This window comes from Candidatus Borkfalkia ceftriaxoniphila (genome assembly GCF_004134775.1).
In the GTDB taxonomy this organism is placed as follows: domain Bacteria; phylum Bacillota; class Clostridia; order Christensenellales; family Borkfalkiaceae; genus Borkfalkia; species Borkfalkia ceftriaxoniphila.
In genome coordinates this window covers 1100516-1116490 of record NZ_SDOZ01000002.1, presented here as the reverse complement: position 1 = coordinate 1116490, position 15975 = coordinate 1100516, and the positions used below count along the sequence as shown (strand labels likewise).

10 protein-coding genes are annotated in these 15975 nt (G+C 55.3%); all 10 read right to left on the bottom strand.

The genetic code is table 11. The features are described 5' to 3' along the window. Positions 1–19: 19 nt before the first annotated feature. The 10 genes from ESZ91_RS05215 to ESZ91_RS05170 all read right to left on the bottom strand — a co-directional run bounded on the left by ESZ91_RS05215 (position 20) and on the right by ESZ91_RS05170 (position 15968). A complete protein-coding gene (locus ESZ91_RS05215) occupies positions 20–1621 on the bottom strand; it encodes a glycoside hydrolase (RefSeq protein WP_129224804.1) in 1602 nt (533 codons plus the stop codon). After that, positions 1618–3192 (bottom strand): LptM family lipoprotein, encoded by a 1575-nt coding sequence (locus ESZ91_RS05210; protein ID WP_129224802.1) that lies wholly within the window; start codon positions 3190–3192, stop codon positions 1618–1620. Before ESZ91_RS05210 ends, ESZ91_RS05215 begins: the two co-directional genes overlap by 4 nt. A gap of 81 nt (positions 3193–3273) precedes the next feature. Next, positions 3274–4983, bottom strand: a complete 1710-nt coding sequence (locus ESZ91_RS05205) for a type 2 periplasmic-binding domain-containing protein (protein ID WP_129224800.1) — start codon at positions 4981–4983, stop codon at positions 3274–3276. Between the two features lie 10 nt (positions 4984–4993). Further along, positions 4994–5863 carry a carbohydrate ABC transporter permease gene (locus ESZ91_RS05200; protein WP_129224798.1) on the bottom strand — a complete coding sequence of 290 codons (870 nt, stop codon included), beginning with the start codon at positions 5861–5863 and terminating at the stop codon, positions 4994–4996. Between the two features lie 9 nt (positions 5864–5872). Beyond that, positions 5873–6889 (bottom strand): ABC transporter permease, encoded by a 1017-nt coding sequence (locus tag ESZ91_RS05195; RefSeq protein ID WP_201270856.1) that lies wholly within the window; start codon positions 6887–6889, stop codon positions 5873–5875. A gap of 69 nt (positions 6890–6958) precedes the next feature. Further along, positions 6959–10294, bottom strand: a complete 3336-nt coding sequence (locus ESZ91_RS05190) for a hypothetical protein (RefSeq protein WP_129224796.1) — start codon at positions 10292–10294, stop codon at positions 6959–6961. Positions 10295–10509: 215 nt separating this feature from the next. Beyond that, the gene (locus tag ESZ91_RS05185) at positions 10510–11589 is read right to left on the bottom strand and encodes a uroporphyrinogen decarboxylase family protein (RefSeq protein ID WP_129224794.1); all 1080 of its coding nucleotides are present in this window, start codon (positions 11587–11589) and stop codon (positions 10510–10512) included. Between the two features lie 21 nt (positions 11590–11610). Further along, positions 11611–12423 (bottom strand): helix-turn-helix domain-containing protein, encoded by an 813-nt coding sequence (locus tag ESZ91_RS05180; RefSeq protein ID WP_129224792.1) that lies wholly within the window; start codon positions 12421–12423, stop codon positions 11611–11613. Positions 12424–12448: 25 nt separating this feature from the next. Continuing rightward, positions 12449–13393: a family 16 glycoside hydrolase gene (locus ESZ91_RS05175; protein WP_129224790.1), complete on the bottom strand. Its 945-nt coding sequence runs from the start codon at positions 13391–13393 to the stop codon at positions 12449–12451. Positions 13394–13403: 10 nt separating this feature from the next. Continuing rightward, the gene (locus ESZ91_RS05170) at positions 13404–15968 is read right to left on the bottom strand and encodes a PKD domain-containing protein (protein WP_129224788.1); all 2565 of its coding nucleotides are present in this window, start codon (positions 15966–15968) and stop codon (positions 13404–13406) included. Positions 15969–15975: the final 7 nt, after the last annotated feature.

Here is a 15975-nt window from a genome sequence, read left to right as displayed (position 1 = left end):
AATGCTGCCGAACGTTTCATTATTTTTGCACGAGTACGAGAACGCCGTGCGCCTTGCTCGTAACGGGCATGCACTGATTTTCAAAGGCCGCCGTATCCGTCGCCGCAATCATCGCTTCGCCCGCGGGCAGCGCGTCTTCCGCATAGGCGTACACGTCGAACTCGCCGTAAAATTCGTTGCGGAAAGCGAATTTTTTGTCCGCGTCGGAACTGTTGGCAAGAACGTACACCCACTTGCCGTCCCCGCGTAAAAAGGCGGAGGCGGCGATCAGTTCGTCGCCCGTGCGCAGCGGATAGATCTTCGAGCCGCGCGAAACGTGGTTCGCCATCAGTCCGTAGGCGTAGTACTGCGGGCGGATCTGATAATCGGTTTCGGGCGCGGGCAATTCGGGTTCGGAAACGTACGTATCCTTTTTATGGCACCACAGCCCCAACTGCATGAACTCGTTATACGACGCGCCGCGGTTGTAATATTGGTCGAACAGCACCCAATAACTCATGCCCACGGCTCCCGCGTTGAAGTAATTGAGCATGGAGCGCACGAGGAACACGCCGCGCTCGTAGGTGTACACGTCGTACTGGCGGGTGCTCGTGCTGCGGTTCTGGTTGGAGCCGAATTCGCCGATAAAGTGCGGCTTGCCGACCCGCGCGGTCTGCGCCGCGTTGCGATCTTCCCATTCCGTCATGTTTTGGTTGGGCGTATCGTGGTTGAATTTATAATTGTGCGAGTTGAAAAGGTCCGCGATCTCGCCCAGTTCTTCCACGCTTTTGGCGAGAAAGTCGTAATTTTCCGCGTCGTCCGACAGATTGAACAGCACCAGGTCGCGTATTTGATCCGCCTTGAATTTGGCGTCCAACTTTTTGCACATACGCACGTAGCCGTCCCAATCCGCCTCGTCTTTGGGGTTCTGCGCGTTTTGCACGTAATACGCCCAACTCGGCTCATTGACGGGCGTGATCTCTTTTACGCAGGAATAGTTCTTATCTTTTTTGAGGATCTGCACGAGTATGGAAAAACTTTCCGCCCATTCCTCTTCCATCTCTTCGGCGACGCCCATGATCCAGTTTTTGTTGGAATCGTTGCCCTCGCCCAAAAAATGTTTTTTGCCGTTCGCCTCGGCGGCGAAAGGATTTTTAAATTCACCCGACAGCGTGCCGGGAATGAGTTTTACCGTTTTGGAAACGCCCCACAGCGTGATATTCACGTGCGCGCCGATCTCTTCCGCCAAGTCGAGCACCGCGTAGAGCGACTTCATCTCCTCGGTCTCTTTGGTGATATTCTCCCAATTCACGGTATCGGGATCGTCGTTGTCGTTGACCGGTTCGAACCACTCGGGCAAAACCTGCACGCGGAATTTTTGGATTTTGAGTTCCTTCGTGCGGCGTCTGACGATCTCCCAGTCCTCTTTCGCCGCGCCCTTGGAAATATTCTGCGATAAAAAATGCGGGTCGAATTCCACGCCGATGCCGTCGGTCGCGTTCTCCATGGCGCGGCCGACGGCAAGTTCCTTATACCCGTCGGGAAGAAGGTACGTATCGTTTTTGCCCGCGGGACCGCCGCATCCCGCGGCGACGCCCGCAAATAACATCAGTCCCAAAAAGACTGCCAACCGCTTTTTCATGTCCGACCTCCGCTTTCAAGATCGCTGTACACGGCGAACGTCATGCCGCCGAGCCTGTCGGAAACGACGCGGCCGTCCGCAGTGACCGTCTTATCCGACTGTATCTGTTTTCCGTCCGTCGGCACGTTTCCCAACTCGTATACGTAGCGGTTGAGCGACGCGGGAAATTTGGTGTTGTTGACAAAGGCAATATTTTTGGTATCCGCAGAGTCGTTGACGACGAGATACGTCCATTTCCCTTCCTCCGTTCTGAGCGCGACGGCGACGAGGTTCGCGTCGTTGGTTTCCACGGGGTAGATGTGCGCGCCCGTTTGCACAAAGCGCGAAAGCAGGCTGTACGCATAGTAGACGGGACGGGGCGCGTAATCTTCGTCGGCATAGCCCCACAATCCCATGTTCATGATTTCGAAAGGATACGCCGTTACGAAATCGGAGGACGGGCGGTTATAGTACTGGCTGAACAGCGGCCAGTGGCTGAACCCGCACGAGCCCATATACAGCATATTGGCGGCGATGCGCGCGATCTGCAAGCCGCGCATTTCGGTATGGCGGTCGGTCGCGATGCTGGGCGGTTCCACGTGTCCCGTGCCGAATTCCCCGAACATATGCGGCAGAGGGCTGTCTTCGATGGCGTCCATATAACTCTTTAAATTATAAGTTGGCAGTTCGTATTGGATCTGCGCGTTCGTGTGTTCTTCGGTAAAATCGTAGGTATGCGAATTGAGGATATCCGCCACGCCTTCCAAAGTGGCCGCGGATTTGCCTAGCCAGGTGGAGTCGCGCGCGTCGTCGGAAAGGTTGAATTTCACGTCCTGACGGATGCCCGCCTCTTTGAACGCCTCGTCCGTGGCGATGCACATTTCCGTGTACAATTCGTGCCCCGTGATCGCGCCGTAGCGGTTATAGAAGGAGTTCGGCTCGTTGTAGAGCGTGATCTCTTGAATACAGGTATATCCCTTTTCTTCTCTGAGATATTTGATCATGGTGGCGAACAGTTCCGCAAAAATTTCCTCTTTGCCCTCCTGCGGTTCGCAGCACCAGGTGCCGCTGTCGCCCGCGGCGAGCCATGCGGAATGGGAAGTATCCACGCCCCACATGGTCAGATTGACGTACATTTCCAGTTCCTGGGCTGTGTCGAGCACCTGATAGAGCGATTTCATCTCCGTTGTCTGCCAGTCGTAAGCCTTCGAGGTGTAAGCCGCTTCGGACGGGCAGAAATAATGGGGCAAAACCATGGTGCGGATGCGTTTTAAATTCATTTCTTTCATGCGCGGCACGAAAATATCGTCCCAGTCGCTCGCCTTGACTTCCCACTTTTCGCCCGATTCTTTGCTGTCGGGTTGGAATGTGCCGCTCAGACCCGCGTTGCAGGAAAGAAAGTGCGGGTCGAGTTCGGTCCCCACGCCCAATACCTGCTTTCCGTTGGAATCCTGTTCGATCTCCAGCCGCTTATAGCCTTCGGGCACGGTCTTGTTGGCGTTGGGATCGCCGTGCGGCGAAGTTTCGCCGCAGCCCGCCAGCGTGCCGAGCACCAGAAGCGCGGTCAGTAAAAACACGATCGTTTTTTTCATACAATTCTCCTTATCAAAAAAAGGGAGAGCGAGGCGCCGCCTCACTCTCCGTCAAGAAGGGCCGCGAGCAGTCCTTTTCGTTTATGCAAACTTTTCGGCAAGTTTCTGTTTCGCCGTCTGGTAGTTTGCGTCCACCGCGTCGAGGTATTCCTTGCAGGAAACGCTCACTTCCGCAACGTAGTCCTTTAAAATTTCCACGGGCGATTTGCCGTTGTTGGTCAGCCCCGTCCAGGCGTAAGAACGGATGTCTTCCACGTATTTGCCGTCTACGGTCTGCGCCTGCATAGCGAGCGAGCGGGAAACCTTGGGCAGCCAAACCCCTTCCGTCACGCTGGCGAGCGCCTCGTTTTCCGAAGTGCACGCAACGTACCATGCCATTTCCTTATCCATGAGATCCGAACGCACGCGGTTGGATACGTTGAGATTGGGCAGAAGTTCCCACATACCCGAATAGGGCGGATTCTGCGTATATTCGTCGTATTTGGCGGCGGGATATTCCCACGTTTTGTAGGTCACGCCGTTGATGACCTTTTCGGGGCCCTCGATCCAGTGCTGCCCCTTGATGCCGTATTTGCAGAGATCGTAATTTTCCTGCGAGGCGTACATCCAGTCGAGGAACTGCACGGTGATCTCGGGGTGTTTGGATTTCATGGGAAGAATGACGGCGCCGAACGCGCGGTTGTTTTTCAAAAATCCGTGCACGACGGGCTCCCCGTTCTCGATGAGCGTGTCGCCGTTCTCATCCACGTCCGCAAGGGGTGCGATCATCATGTATTCGGTGTCGGCATTCTCCTCCATCGCGCGCGCCTGGCGGTGCAACTGGATGAGGTTGTTGATCTCGGGATAGGCGATGAACACGCCGCTCTTGCCGATCATGAAATCCGAACGCATCTGCACTTCGCTCTTGTTGTTGCTGTCGGGCGCCCACAAGCCGTCCTTCGCCCATTCGAACATGGTGGAGATATAGCGGTCGAAACCGTCTGTGAGTTGCGACGGGACGAGTTTGCCGTCTTTCAAGCCGTAACTCATAGCGTCCACGCCGAAGGTCGGCGCGATGACGCGGGAAATATCCCAGGGATACCCCGTCAGGGAGTACTGCACGTCGGGAATGGATTTCATCGCGCGAAGGAGCGTATCGAACTGCTTGAAATTCATGTTCTGATAGTTTTCGTTGGCAATGTCGAACGTTTCGGGATCCAGCCCCGTCTTATCCTGCACCTGTTTCATATACGTCTTGTTGAGCAGGATACCGTACTGTTTTTCCGCGTACACGCCTGGGATCATGGTCATTTTCAATTCGCCGTTTTCCTGCAGAACGTAGCCCGTCTTTTCGGCGATATGGTTTGTATCGCCCTGGCGGATGGCGGCGAGAATATGCTGGCCGTACTGTTCTAAAAGCCCCTCCACTTCCTTAACCGATTCGCTCTCTTTGGCGTACTTGACGATCGCGGAGCCTACGTCCTCGCTGGCGTAATGGAATACGAGATCCATCTGTTTGTCTTTTTTCGAGTAGTCCAGATCGACTTTCTGCGGAATGGACGTATTCGTTTCCAGAGTCATCTGCAAGTCGATGCCGATGCCCGTGTCCTCTTTGAACTTTTTCTCGATGGCCTCGGTCACGAGCGCGTCGTCCTTGCCGTCGATCATGCCGCTGCTCCTGCCGCGGTAAACGGACAGAATGTATCGGCCGTCGCTGGTCATGCCGCCGCTCCCGCCGCCGCAGGCGGCAAACGAACCGACGCACAGCGCTGCAATCAGGAAAACCAACAGGATCTTTGTTATTTTCTTCATGAAAACCTCCTTATTCTTTGACGCTTCCCATCATCATACCGTTGATAAAGTACTTCTGAAGGAAAGGATAGACGATGATGATCGGTAAAGACGCCGCAACGACCGCGGCCATCTTTACGCTTTCCGAGGGGATGAGCCCCGTGGAGGAACTGCCGCCGAGCATACTGTCGACGGAACTTAAAAGTTGCTGTATCATGTACTGAATGGGATATTTGTCCTTGCTGCTGATATAGAGCATGGGGCCGAACCAGTTGTTCCACACCGAAACCGCGCAAAAGAGCACGATGGTCGCGATGACGGGAACGGACAGCGGCAGATAAATTTTCAGAAATATGCGCATATTGGACGCGCCGTCCAGCGTCGCCGCCTCTTCCAGCGAATCGGGAATGGACATAAAGTAATTCCGTATCAGAATGAGATAATACGGCGCGAGCGCCCCCGGAATGATGATCGCCCACATGGTATCGGGAAAGATGCTGGATACCAATAAATACGAGGGAATCAGCCCGCCGCCGAACAGCATGGTAAAGATGATGTACACCATAATGCCCCTGCGCCCCACCAGATATTTTTTGGAAACGGGATAGGCGGTCAATAGACAGGTAAATGTCGTGATGAGCGTGCCGAGAACCGTCATTTTGACCGAATTCCAGATGGAGAGCAGCATATAATTGTTGGTCGTGAATAAAAATTCGTAGGCGTAGGTGGAAAACTTTTTGGGAAACAGCGAGATCCCGCCGCTTTTTAAAAGCGTCAGTTCGTCCGTGAACGAGGCGGATATGATCAGCCAGTACGGCATGATGAAGAGCAGCGCCCCGAACGTTAAAATGATGATATTGAATACATTGAACGCCTTTTCGCCCTTGCTTCTTTTAATCATGTCCCCTCCTTAATAAATGCCTTCGTAGCCCATGCGTCGCACGGCGAAGTTGGCGCCCAGCGTCAGAATGAGCGCTAAAAGGCTCTGCATCAGGTTGACCGCGGTGCCGTTGCCGTACGATTCGAAACTTGCGTTGCTGATCTGGCGGTACACCCAGGTGCTGATCACGTCTACCTTTTCATATAGAATGCTGTTCGTGCCGACGAGGGCGTATATCTGCTCGAAATCGTCCTTGACGAGCCCCGAAATACTGAGAACGAACGTGACCATGATGACGGGCATAATGCCGGGAATGGAGATATGCAGCGTCTGTTTCCAGCGGCCCGCGCCGTCTACCGTGGCGGCTTCGTACAGATCGGGAGAAATATTCGTAAAGCCCGCCAGAAAGACGATGGTGCCCCAACCGCAGTTTTTCCAGATATTCGTGATGGTCAGGATCGCGCGCCATTTGCCGGGATCCGCGTACCAGAACACGGGCTCCATGCCGAGGCTTACGAGCACCTTGTTGATCAGCCCGTAATCTTTCTGCAAAAATACGTACAGCATGCCCGAAATAATGACCCACGAGATGAAATACGGCAGGTATGAAACCGTCTGCACGACTTTTTTGAACCATTTGAGCCGCAGTTCGTTCAAAAGCAGCGCCAAAACGATGGACGACGGGAACGCGAAGATCATTTTCAAGGTGCCCAATATCAGGGTATTGCGCACCAGATTCAGAAATCCGCGCGAGGCGACCGCATAGTAAAAGTTCGCCCACCCGTTCATGTCCGTCCAGGGGCTGTCGAAGATCCCGAGATAAGGTTTGTAGTCCTTGAACGCGATAATGATGCCGTACATGGGGCCGTACGCGAAGATCAGAAGGCACAAGAGCCCGGGGACCATCATCAAATATAAGTCCCAGCGCTTAAAAATGCGCGCCCAGACCGAGTTGTTCTTCATGGGACGGCGCAGTACTTTTGCGCCCGTGAGCGGAACGCTCTGCGCGGTTTCCGCGTTTTGCCCGTCGGCGATTTCTTTCTTCATTGTTTTACTCCTTCACGCTCGGAAGAGAAAAGCGGTGAAAGCACCGCTTTTCTTCCGTTTCGGGAAATTTTAAGCAAGTTCCGCACGGATACCCGTAACGGTCATGGTGTTCGTTCCTGCGGGCGAGGGTAAAATGAGAATGCCGTTGGAGGTGATCTGCGCGGTGCTCATCGCGCTCACGTTCAGGTACCCCGCTTCGCCCGTGACCGCCGCTCCGCCAAAAGTTTTTTCCACGGCTGACAGCCCATCCTCGCTCGAGCCGAACCACATGGAAACGTCGATCGCCTTCACGCGGGTCTGCGACGCGTCGGTGTAAACGTATTTCATCTGCACCGCGAAATAATAATCGGTGTCGTCGGCAAGCGCGCCCGTATTGAAAAAGAAGTCGCGCGTGGAAACCGCGTCGTCGCGGCCGCCGTTGGTCACCATATAGAAACCGTTATAATCGTTGCGGTAATGCAGCGAAAGCCCGCCGCCGTTGTTCCATTCGCCGCTTGCCGCGCCCGTGAGAACGAGGGACATTTCGCCGCCCGTCTTTCTGAGTTTAAAATACACCTTGCTTTCGCCCTGCGGACCCTTTGCGATGGTTTTATCGGAAGGCGCGCCGTTGACTACCTGTTCGCCGTTCAGTTCGGGCGCCGCGGTCACTTTCGCGGGAGCCTCGATCCCTTCGGGCGGCTGCGGGTCGGCGGGATACTGCGTATATTCCTTGCCCACGTACAGTTCTTTGACGTGCGCCACCCAGCCGTTATATCCGACGATGCGGATAGGGCCTGCGGAGAGGTTGCCCCTCGGCGCCGCGCCGCCCTCGGCGAACACGGAAACGGGGACCGCCACAAAACCGCTTTCAGACTGCGTCCATGCGCCGCCGTTCTCGCTGACGAGAATAGGCTCCACGCCGGGCTTGTTCTGGACGCTGTATTGCACTGCTTTGCCGTTTATCCAGACCATAAAGCAGACGTAATCGGCGTCTCCCACCTTTATGTTTTTCACCTGATACTGCAAAAGGACGTCTTCCCCTCTCCAATAAGCGGTATTGAACACGTTGGAGGTGCTTGCAACGATCAGGCTGTCGTGCTTGATGAGGGAGATATCCGCCGTCGCGCCGAAACGCATGACGATGCCCGAGGGCCATTCCTTATTGCCGTCCGCGTAGGAGCCGCGCAGGTTGATCTGCAAAAGTTGATTGCTGCCGTCCGCGTATTCCGTGCTCATCAGAACGGATACTTTCTGATCGTACACGTACTTGTCGCCGTATTCGTACAGCGCGCCGGGCGCCACGATGAGTTCGCCGTTTTCGTAATCTTTGTTGTCCGCCACGAGGTTTTTCGTCGCGTCGAACCCGTCGCCTTTGACCACCACTTTCACTCTCTTTTCCGCCTTGTTTTCGGCGAAATCCGAAACGGTGTAGACGAGCCAATGTTCGCCTTCCGTCAGAATGGAAGTCTTCGTGCCGCTGATATTCGAAGCATAGAAGGGACCTTCCACGCCGACGTTGACCTTTTCGGTCAGATCTTTATCCACGTTGTCGGTGACGGTCGCCACGGGGATGTCGAACGCTTCGCCCACTTTCACGTTGATAACGGTATCGTCCACGTCAATGACGGGTGCCTCGTTGTCCTCCACGGCGCAGATGACGATCTGGTCCGCGTAGCCCATATTGCCGTTTTCGTCCTTGGCGGAAACGACGATATAATAGTAGCCCGCCTCTTCGAACTTGACTTTCCGCTCGTTCACCGCGAGTTTTTCGCCGACCGTGCGGGTGGCGTAATCGAATTTGTACACGTCGTACGCGACCACGCCTTCCGTGCTCGTAAAGACGGGAAGCGTCACAGTCTCGCCCACGGTCACGCGCTGCGGCAGAGATCCTTCGCTCGTCAGAACGGGACGGGCGATGTCCACGGCGAATTCCGTTTCGTCGGCGGCGTACATGGAAACACCCTTGATGCGCATGATATCGTCGTAATACTGTCCCTGCGCGTTCTTGGAGAATGTAGCCGCGCCGAACGTGAGCCAGCCCGCGCCCGTCGCCTCGTCGGCAAGACGGTCGAACAGCCCCGATTCGAGTTGCCCTTTCACGTTGGAAGTGCCGCGCGCCAGTTTGTATTCGGCGTAATTTTTGCCCTTCATCGCGTCGGTGATCTCGGTATCGGGCGTAACGTCCACCCAAACCTGCGAACGGATATACGACTTGCTCGGATCCGCCGCGTCGATGTTGAAAGTATGTTTTATGTACAGCGTATGATCCTTGGCGTCTTTGAGCGTGCCCGTGAACGCGACGATCGCGTCCGATTCCGAGCCGCTGCCCGCGGTGGTGCCGCGAAGTTCGAACGTACCCGATTCGCTGATACGTAAGATCAGATAGGGAGCCCAACTGCCCTCGGAGCCGTCGGGATAGAACAAAGTACCGTTTTTGCTGCCGACAAAGCCGATATCGTAGATCTGCTCGCCGCCCTCCTGAAAGGGATCGATATTGAGCGTGATACCCACATAATTTTCATGCAGTTTGGATACGCCGACCGCCGCAGCGGCGCAGTCGTCCGCCTGGCTGCCGTAGGATGTACGGCCGATCTCCAACTGTTGCAGCGTGGAGTTATAGCGCGAATCGAACCCGCAGCGCACGTTGCCCGCGTCCAGGATCAGGTTTTTGGACAGATCGGGCGCGCTCACCGTCAAGGGGTATTCGATGGGTTCGGCAGCGTTGCCCGCCGCGTCGGAGAGCGTCAGACGCACTTTATAGTTTCCCTCGATGAGGCGGAACGTCTGTTTCGCGCCGCCCGTGAAGTTCAGAATGGGCGCGGCATACTCTGCGTCGCTCGCGAGATATACGCGCGTTTCGATGCGCGAAGACACGTCGTAATCGTCCGCGGTCTCCTTGCCGACCGCCCCGGGAAGACGGATATCCTGCGTGGCGCGCACGCCCGTCACGCCCGTCGCGGGGTCGAAATTCGCGAAATCTCCGCTTTTGTCCAAAGACAGCACGGGGGCTTCGGTATCCGCCGCGGCCTTGAAGTCGAATTTGACTTCCTTGGTGTCGCCTGCGTCGTTGGATACGAAATATGTAATCTTATAGTCGAGAAGTTCGTTGCCGGAAGGCGTAAACTTCTGCTCCTTGTTCGCGGCGACGCGGAATAAGATCTGTTTGCTCGTCGTGCCGTCCGCTTTCAGAAGATCGACGTTCAGTTTGACGCGGTCCGTGAGATCGCCCTCTTTCGAGTCGCTCGCAGATGCCGCGGGCAGTTTGACTTCGCGGCCTACCATGCCCGTTTTCGGAACGTTTTCCACAGTCAGCGTGATGTCGCCGCCCGTCACGGGATCGTCGCCCTTGTCCGCGCAGGCGACCATCAGACCGATGGAAAGCACGAACGCAAACGCGAGCACAACCATCAAAAGTTTCCGTTTCATTCAATTTCCTCCTGGGATTTTTTTCGGAAGAACTCCCCTTCGGGCTCTCCCCTTTTTATGACTTTACATTATTTAGTAAAATCATTTTACTAATTAAGTATATACCACGATCTGCGAGTTGTCAATACCTTTTCCAAAATTTTCCGCAAAAAAATGCGCGCCCCGAAAGAGACGCGCATCGTGCGATTCAGTTTTTTGAAAGCCGAGCCTGCGATTTACCCTTCGCGGGCAACGAGATCGGCAATTTTTTTGAGAAGTTCAACCGAAGTGCCGTGCGGCACGGCGTCGCCCGTGGAGAGGATAAAGCCGCGTCCGCCGCGCATTCTTTCCAAGATTTCCGATACGTGCGACAGAATCGCCTCTTCCGATTTCATGACGAGGGAGGAAGGTTCGATGCCGCCGATGATCACTTTGCCGCCGAAGGCGCTCTTTGCGTCCCAACACTCCATATCGCCCGTGGTGGGCGGACAGACGGAGTCTATGCCGTCGGATAAAATCTTTGCGATATCCTCGGAAAAGCCGCTCAGTTTGCCGCACATATGGGTAATATACAGTTTGCCCGCGCCGTGCAAGATCTTTGCGTATTCGTTGAGGCAGGGCGCGGCGAGCGACTGAAACCAATCGCGCGACATGATGGTGGTCGACGTGTCCTCGTAGGCGAATACGACGGGAGTATCCAGATCGCACATCAGGCGGTAATAATTTTTGTTGCGCTCGTGGAGGGCGGCGAACATCTCCCGCATCGCGTCCTCTTCGTCCAATAAAAGATAGGTGGTATTTTCCAGCCCGCATAAGACCTGCAACGTTTCCAAAAGGGGCGAACAGGGCGCCGTAGGCGTGGGAATGCCGTCGTCGCCGATCGCTTTTTTGCGTTCTTCGAACAGTTCGAAACGGGGAATATACTGCGTGTTACGGGCGATATGCGTCATAACTTTCACGTCTTCGGGCGTGGAAAGAAGGTGTTTTTCCGTGTACATGGCGCCGTTCTGAAAATAAAAACGGTCGTAGATCTCGCCGTATTTTGTGATAAAATGCGTTTCTCTCTTGCCGCCGCCGACTTCGCGGCTCTCGACGGTAATGCCGCCGCCGTAGCGCACCTCGCAGCAGGGGCTGTGGCGTTCGATGATATCCGCGCCGATGTAGCGCAGCGCGCGCAATAAATCGTACGGATGATTCTGTTTTTCCAGAGAACTTGCGAAATAATCGTCGCAAAGCGGCGAAAAGGGAATGCGGTCGGTCTCTTTTTTATAAAGCGCCGCCAGAACGCGCTCTTTTTTGGTCATGCCCGAGTTCATGATTTTGACTCCCTGTAAATTTTATTTGTGGTCGTGCTGTTTCCGATACTGCACGGGCGTGCAGCCGAAATATTTTTTGAAGGTCACGTAAAAATTTTTCAGATCCCCCACCCCCACCAACAGGCTGATCTCCTCGACGGTCAATTCGGTTTCCAGCAAAAAACGGCAACTCTTTTCCATGCGGTAGCGGATGAGATACTCGATGACGCTGGTGGAGCGGTGTTCCCGAAAAATTTTCTGCAGATACGCGGGATACAGCCCCACCGCGTCGGCGATGTCTTTGAGCAGCAGTTTTTTCATGTAATTTTCCTGGATGAAGGCGGTCGCGTTTAAGATATAGTCGTCGATGGTCCTGGACGAGAGTTTGCCCCGCACAGACTTTCGTTCGTCGGAAAGTCGTTCGATCTTGAAACAGTTGACCAGGTTGCAAACGAGCAGGTATAAGATCTCTTCCGAACCGTATTCCGCCGCAAATTCCTGTTCGATGAGCGCGAATTGCGCCTCGTAACGAAGTTCCGGACGGGAAAACACTTGATTCGGGGCGGGAAATTCGATATCCGCAAACAGTTCGTGGCTACAAACGACGTTGACGATCTTAAAGTCGCTCTCCTTGCAGACGGGGCGGATGTTGTGTTCTTCGCCCGTGGCGATGACGAACACGTCGCCCTTTTCGATCTCCACGCAACTTTCGCCCACGTTGTGCAATGCGCGGCCGCTCTCCACGAACACGATCTCGATGAAACTGTGACTGTGCCGTAAGATGGATTCGTAGCCTTCGCTGCGCACCACGATGATGCTGCGGTCTGTGTTGTACATTTTTATATCGAATATCATATGTTTGCAACCATGGTCTTCAAGTCTATTTCCGTTTCAAAACGAGCGCCAGCGCCGCAAGCCCCGCGGCCGCGCTTCCCGCCGCGGCAAAGCCCGCGCCGATCGAGGAAGAACAGCCGCCTCCCTCTTTTTTGCGGTAATTGACGGGGCGCTCGACGATCAGAGTATCATCCGTCTTTTGGGAGAGTTTGCCGAGCGCGTCGTCGGTGTCCGCCTCTTCTACGGGCGGGATATCAGGAAGTTCGGGCGTTTCGGGTTCGGGAAGTTCGGTGATCTTGAAATTGTCGTACGCCGAATCGTTGTTGATGCTGATCAGGGACACGTAGCCCTCCTGATAAAAGGAGGCGTTCAGATTCCATTCGGTGGCGGGGTAAGAATCGACGGACAGCGTTGCCTTATTGCCCTGCACGGTGAGTTTGAGATGATGCCATGCGTTTCGGTCGTAATTCGGATAGGTCGTCTTTTCGAACGGGCCGCCCACGCCGATGGCGCCCCACATGGTGGGTTGGCCGCCCTCCTGCACAAAGATGCCCGCGCCGTCGTCGAAGAAGGATTTGCCCGCCTCCGCCTGACGGAACGCGACGCCCGTCCACCAGAACGTCTGGTTGCCCTGCTTGTAGTCCACTTCCATTTCAAAGTTGGAAAACGTTTGCTTGCTGTACGTCAGGATCGCTGCGCGCCAGGTGCCCGCATCCTTGTCGATGCTGTTTTCGCGTACGAGTTTGCCGTCCTTCAAAAACCAGTGGCCGTCGTCCTGTCCGACCTGTTCCGCCACGGTGGAATTGCCCACCGCGTTGACGTAGCCCGCGAAAAAGTCCGCGTTGACCGCCTCTTCGGAGGTAAATTCCTGCGTATAAACGGGAAACTGCGCCTCTTCCGCGGCGGCGGGCGCGAATACGCCCGCCGTAAGCGCCGCCGTCAGCGCGAACGCCGCGGCGAGAGTGAAAATTTTGCCTTTCGATTTTATCATATTCTGCCTCCTAACCCGCGATCAGCCGATTGTCGGCGGTGATATAGTAGGTCTTGTCGGCGGGCACGGTCACGTAGTAAACGCCCGCGTGGATCTCGACGGAAGGCTTTTGCACCGTTCTGGAGATCTGAATGGAATATTCGCGGTTGCCGTACCAGTATTCGGATATGCCCGCATAATCCATGTCCGAGGGGAGATTCGGGCTGATCTTCAAGCCCTTCACGTCGGGATTGATGCCCAAAAACCCGCTGATGAAAGCATAGGGCACGAGCCCGCTTTCGGGGAACTCGCCGATGACGCCCTCGATATACTCGCCGTGCTGCGAATAACTGTTGCGGCGCAGCGAATCCTTATGGAATTCCTCCATAATGACCGAGAAACGGCCGAACGCGTCGTCCGCGCCCACGCCCGCTATGCGCCCCATCAGATCGTAGTAACTGATATAGAAGATGGTGCCGCCGTTCTGCATCTGGTTGCCGAACCCGCCGAACGAGCCAGGCGTGCAGGGAAGCGCGCCCGCATGGTCGTACCAGTAGTAGGCGCCGCTCGCGTCGGTCACGGTGGACACGTCGAGCGTGTTGGAGCGCGCGGCGTATTTGAACTTGCCGTAAATATCCTCGCCCGTTGAGGTATCGCCCTCGATAATACGGTCGCCGTCCACCCAGTCGTACACCTGTTTCGCCTGCGCCTCGCTCGCGATGCCGTAACTCACCGCCATAAAGTTGACGTACGTGAAGCCGAAATCCAGCCGCTCGCCGTCGGCGTTGATGCCGCCGATATAGCGCCCTTTCGCCTCGTCCCAGAAAAGCGTGTTGTACTTTTCGCGGGTGACTGCCGCATAGCCGCGGTATTCCTCCGCTACGTCGCGCGCCTTTTCCGCCTCCGCGCTCTGCCCGTTCTTCGCGTAATTGTCAGCCTTAAAATCGTAGATATCGGCGTACGCCAGCAAAGAAGCGTAGAAGTATGCGTTTTCGTACGCGGACATATAGCCGAACGTTTTATGCACGTCCCAATAGTTGGAGGACATGCCCGACGTGGTGCCGTCCTTGGCGGGATCGTTGATGGTCATAATGCCCGTCTTGCCGCTGAGCGTGTTCATCATGTAACTCATCGCCTTATCCACTTTGTACTGAATGGACTGCCCCTGCGTGTTGGTAAGATTTAAAAACTCCGTGAATTCGGTCCCGTCGTCGTTGAACTTGCCCTGACGGTTGCACTGCAGGAGATAATTGCGGATGGCGAGGATATAAATGGGATTGAGCGAATAGTGACAGCCGAACGTGGCGTTTAAATGCAGCGGGCTGTCGGGCGTCGCCCAGACGTAGCCGTCGTCGTTCGACCAGGTATCGCTGCCCGTGCGGATACGGACGAGCAGGTCGAGATAAGTGTCGTTGACCTTTTCATAATCGGTGAAGTTGAATTTCAGCCCCACCCATTCCATCCATTCGGTGGAACCGATCATCGCGGAGCCGGTGCGGAAAGGCGACGCGTTCTGCGTTTCGCCCATGATCGAGCCGAGCACCACGGGTTCGGTCTTGGCGGTACCGAAGATCGTCCACATATTGTTGAGGTCCGCGTCGAAAGTGTGCCCTTTCGAGGTGTAAAGCAAGGTTCGCAGACTGCCGTACACGCGCATCTCCTCGACCATAAGGCACTTTTCCTTGTCGAGTTCGCTCAGGTTCATGGAACTCAGTTTCTGCGTCAGGCGTATGCCGTTGGCAACGATGCCGTCGAGATTGAGAACGAGCGTCGCGCCCTTGGGATTCGGAAAACGCATGATGGGATTAAAGCGCCCCACGCTGTAATCGTACAGGTAATAGTATTTGGGCAGGCTCTGCCAACTCTCGCCGAAATCCGACGTATACTCGACGGCGATGTTCGAAGGGAAAATATCCGCCTCGGCGGGAATTTTCACCTCGATCGTATCGAGGGTGTAATTTTCATCGAACAGATAGCCCGCATATAACTCGTCGTCGATGTCTTTCGACGCCTGGGACTTAAAATAAGTAGGTTTGCCGTCGGCGATCTTTTCCGCGCCGTGCTCCTTATCGTAGGCGGGGGAAGATATGGGCGAAACGTTCTGGATCATGGTATCGGGTTCGTAATCCTTGCCCTCCACCTTGATGGTCTTGGTTTCCGTCCAGCCGAGGTTGGCCTCGCTGTTCTGCATGGCGACGGCCGTCGCGCTCACCTTATAATCGCCTGCCTTTTTATAGGTGTGCGGCACGGCGACGCTCGACTGCTTGCTCGCGCTCTGCAAGCCGGGGCCCTGGTACGCCCAGGTACCGTCGCCCCAGTCCACGATATAATACACCGATTCGTAGCCCTCTTCGAACTTGGTCTTGGAGGAAATTTTCACGGTCGCGGTGATCTCGTCGCCCGTGGAAACAGTCTTTCCGGGCACGGAGAGAACGACTTTGGAATCCGCCGTTCCCTTATCGTACGAACTGGGCGTATATTCGATGGGCAACATATTTTTGACTCCTCCCGATTCGCGTCCCCCGCCGCACGCGCCAAGCATCAGCGCGCCGAGGGTGAGACAGGCTGCCATACAGCAGGATATGATTTTTTTCATAGAACTC

Coding starts and splice junctions, on each gene's coding strand:
- ESZ91_RS05175 (WP_129224790.1), bottom strand. CDS start 13,393: ATGATAAAATCGAAAGGCAAAATTTTCACTCTCGCCGCGGCGTTCGCG.
- ESZ91_RS05180 (WP_129224792.1), bottom strand. CDS start 12,423: ATGATATTCGATATAAAAATGTACAACACAGACCGCAGCATCATCGTG.
- ESZ91_RS05210 (WP_129224802.1), bottom strand. CDS start 3,192: ATGAAAAAAACGATCGTGTTTTTACTGACCGCGCTTCTGGTGCTCGGC.
- ESZ91_RS05185 (WP_129224794.1), bottom strand. CDS start 11,589: ATGAACTCGGGCATGACCAAAAAAGAGCGCGTTCTGGCGGCGCTTTAT.
- ESZ91_RS05190 (WP_129224796.1), bottom strand. CDS start 10,294: ATGAAACGGAAACTTTTGATGGTTGTGCTCGCGTTTGCGTTCGTGCTT.
- ESZ91_RS05205 (WP_129224800.1), bottom strand. CDS start 4,983: ATGAAGAAAATAACAAAGATCCTGTTGGTTTTCCTGATTGCAGCGCTG.
- ESZ91_RS05215 (WP_129224804.1), bottom strand. CDS start 1,621: ATGAAAAAGCGGTTGGCAGTCTTTTTGGGACTGATGTTATTTGCGGGC.
- ESZ91_RS05195 (WP_201270856.1), bottom strand. CDS start 6,889: ATGAAGAAAGAAATCGCCGACGGGCAAAACGCGGAAACCGCGCAGAGC.
- ESZ91_RS05170 (WP_129224788.1), bottom strand. CDS start 15,968: ATGAAAAAAATCATATCCTGCTGTATGGCAGCCTGTCTCACCCTCGGC.
- ESZ91_RS05200 (WP_129224798.1), bottom strand. CDS start 5,863: ATGATTAAAAGAAGCAAGGGCGAAAAGGCGTTCAATGTATTCAATATC.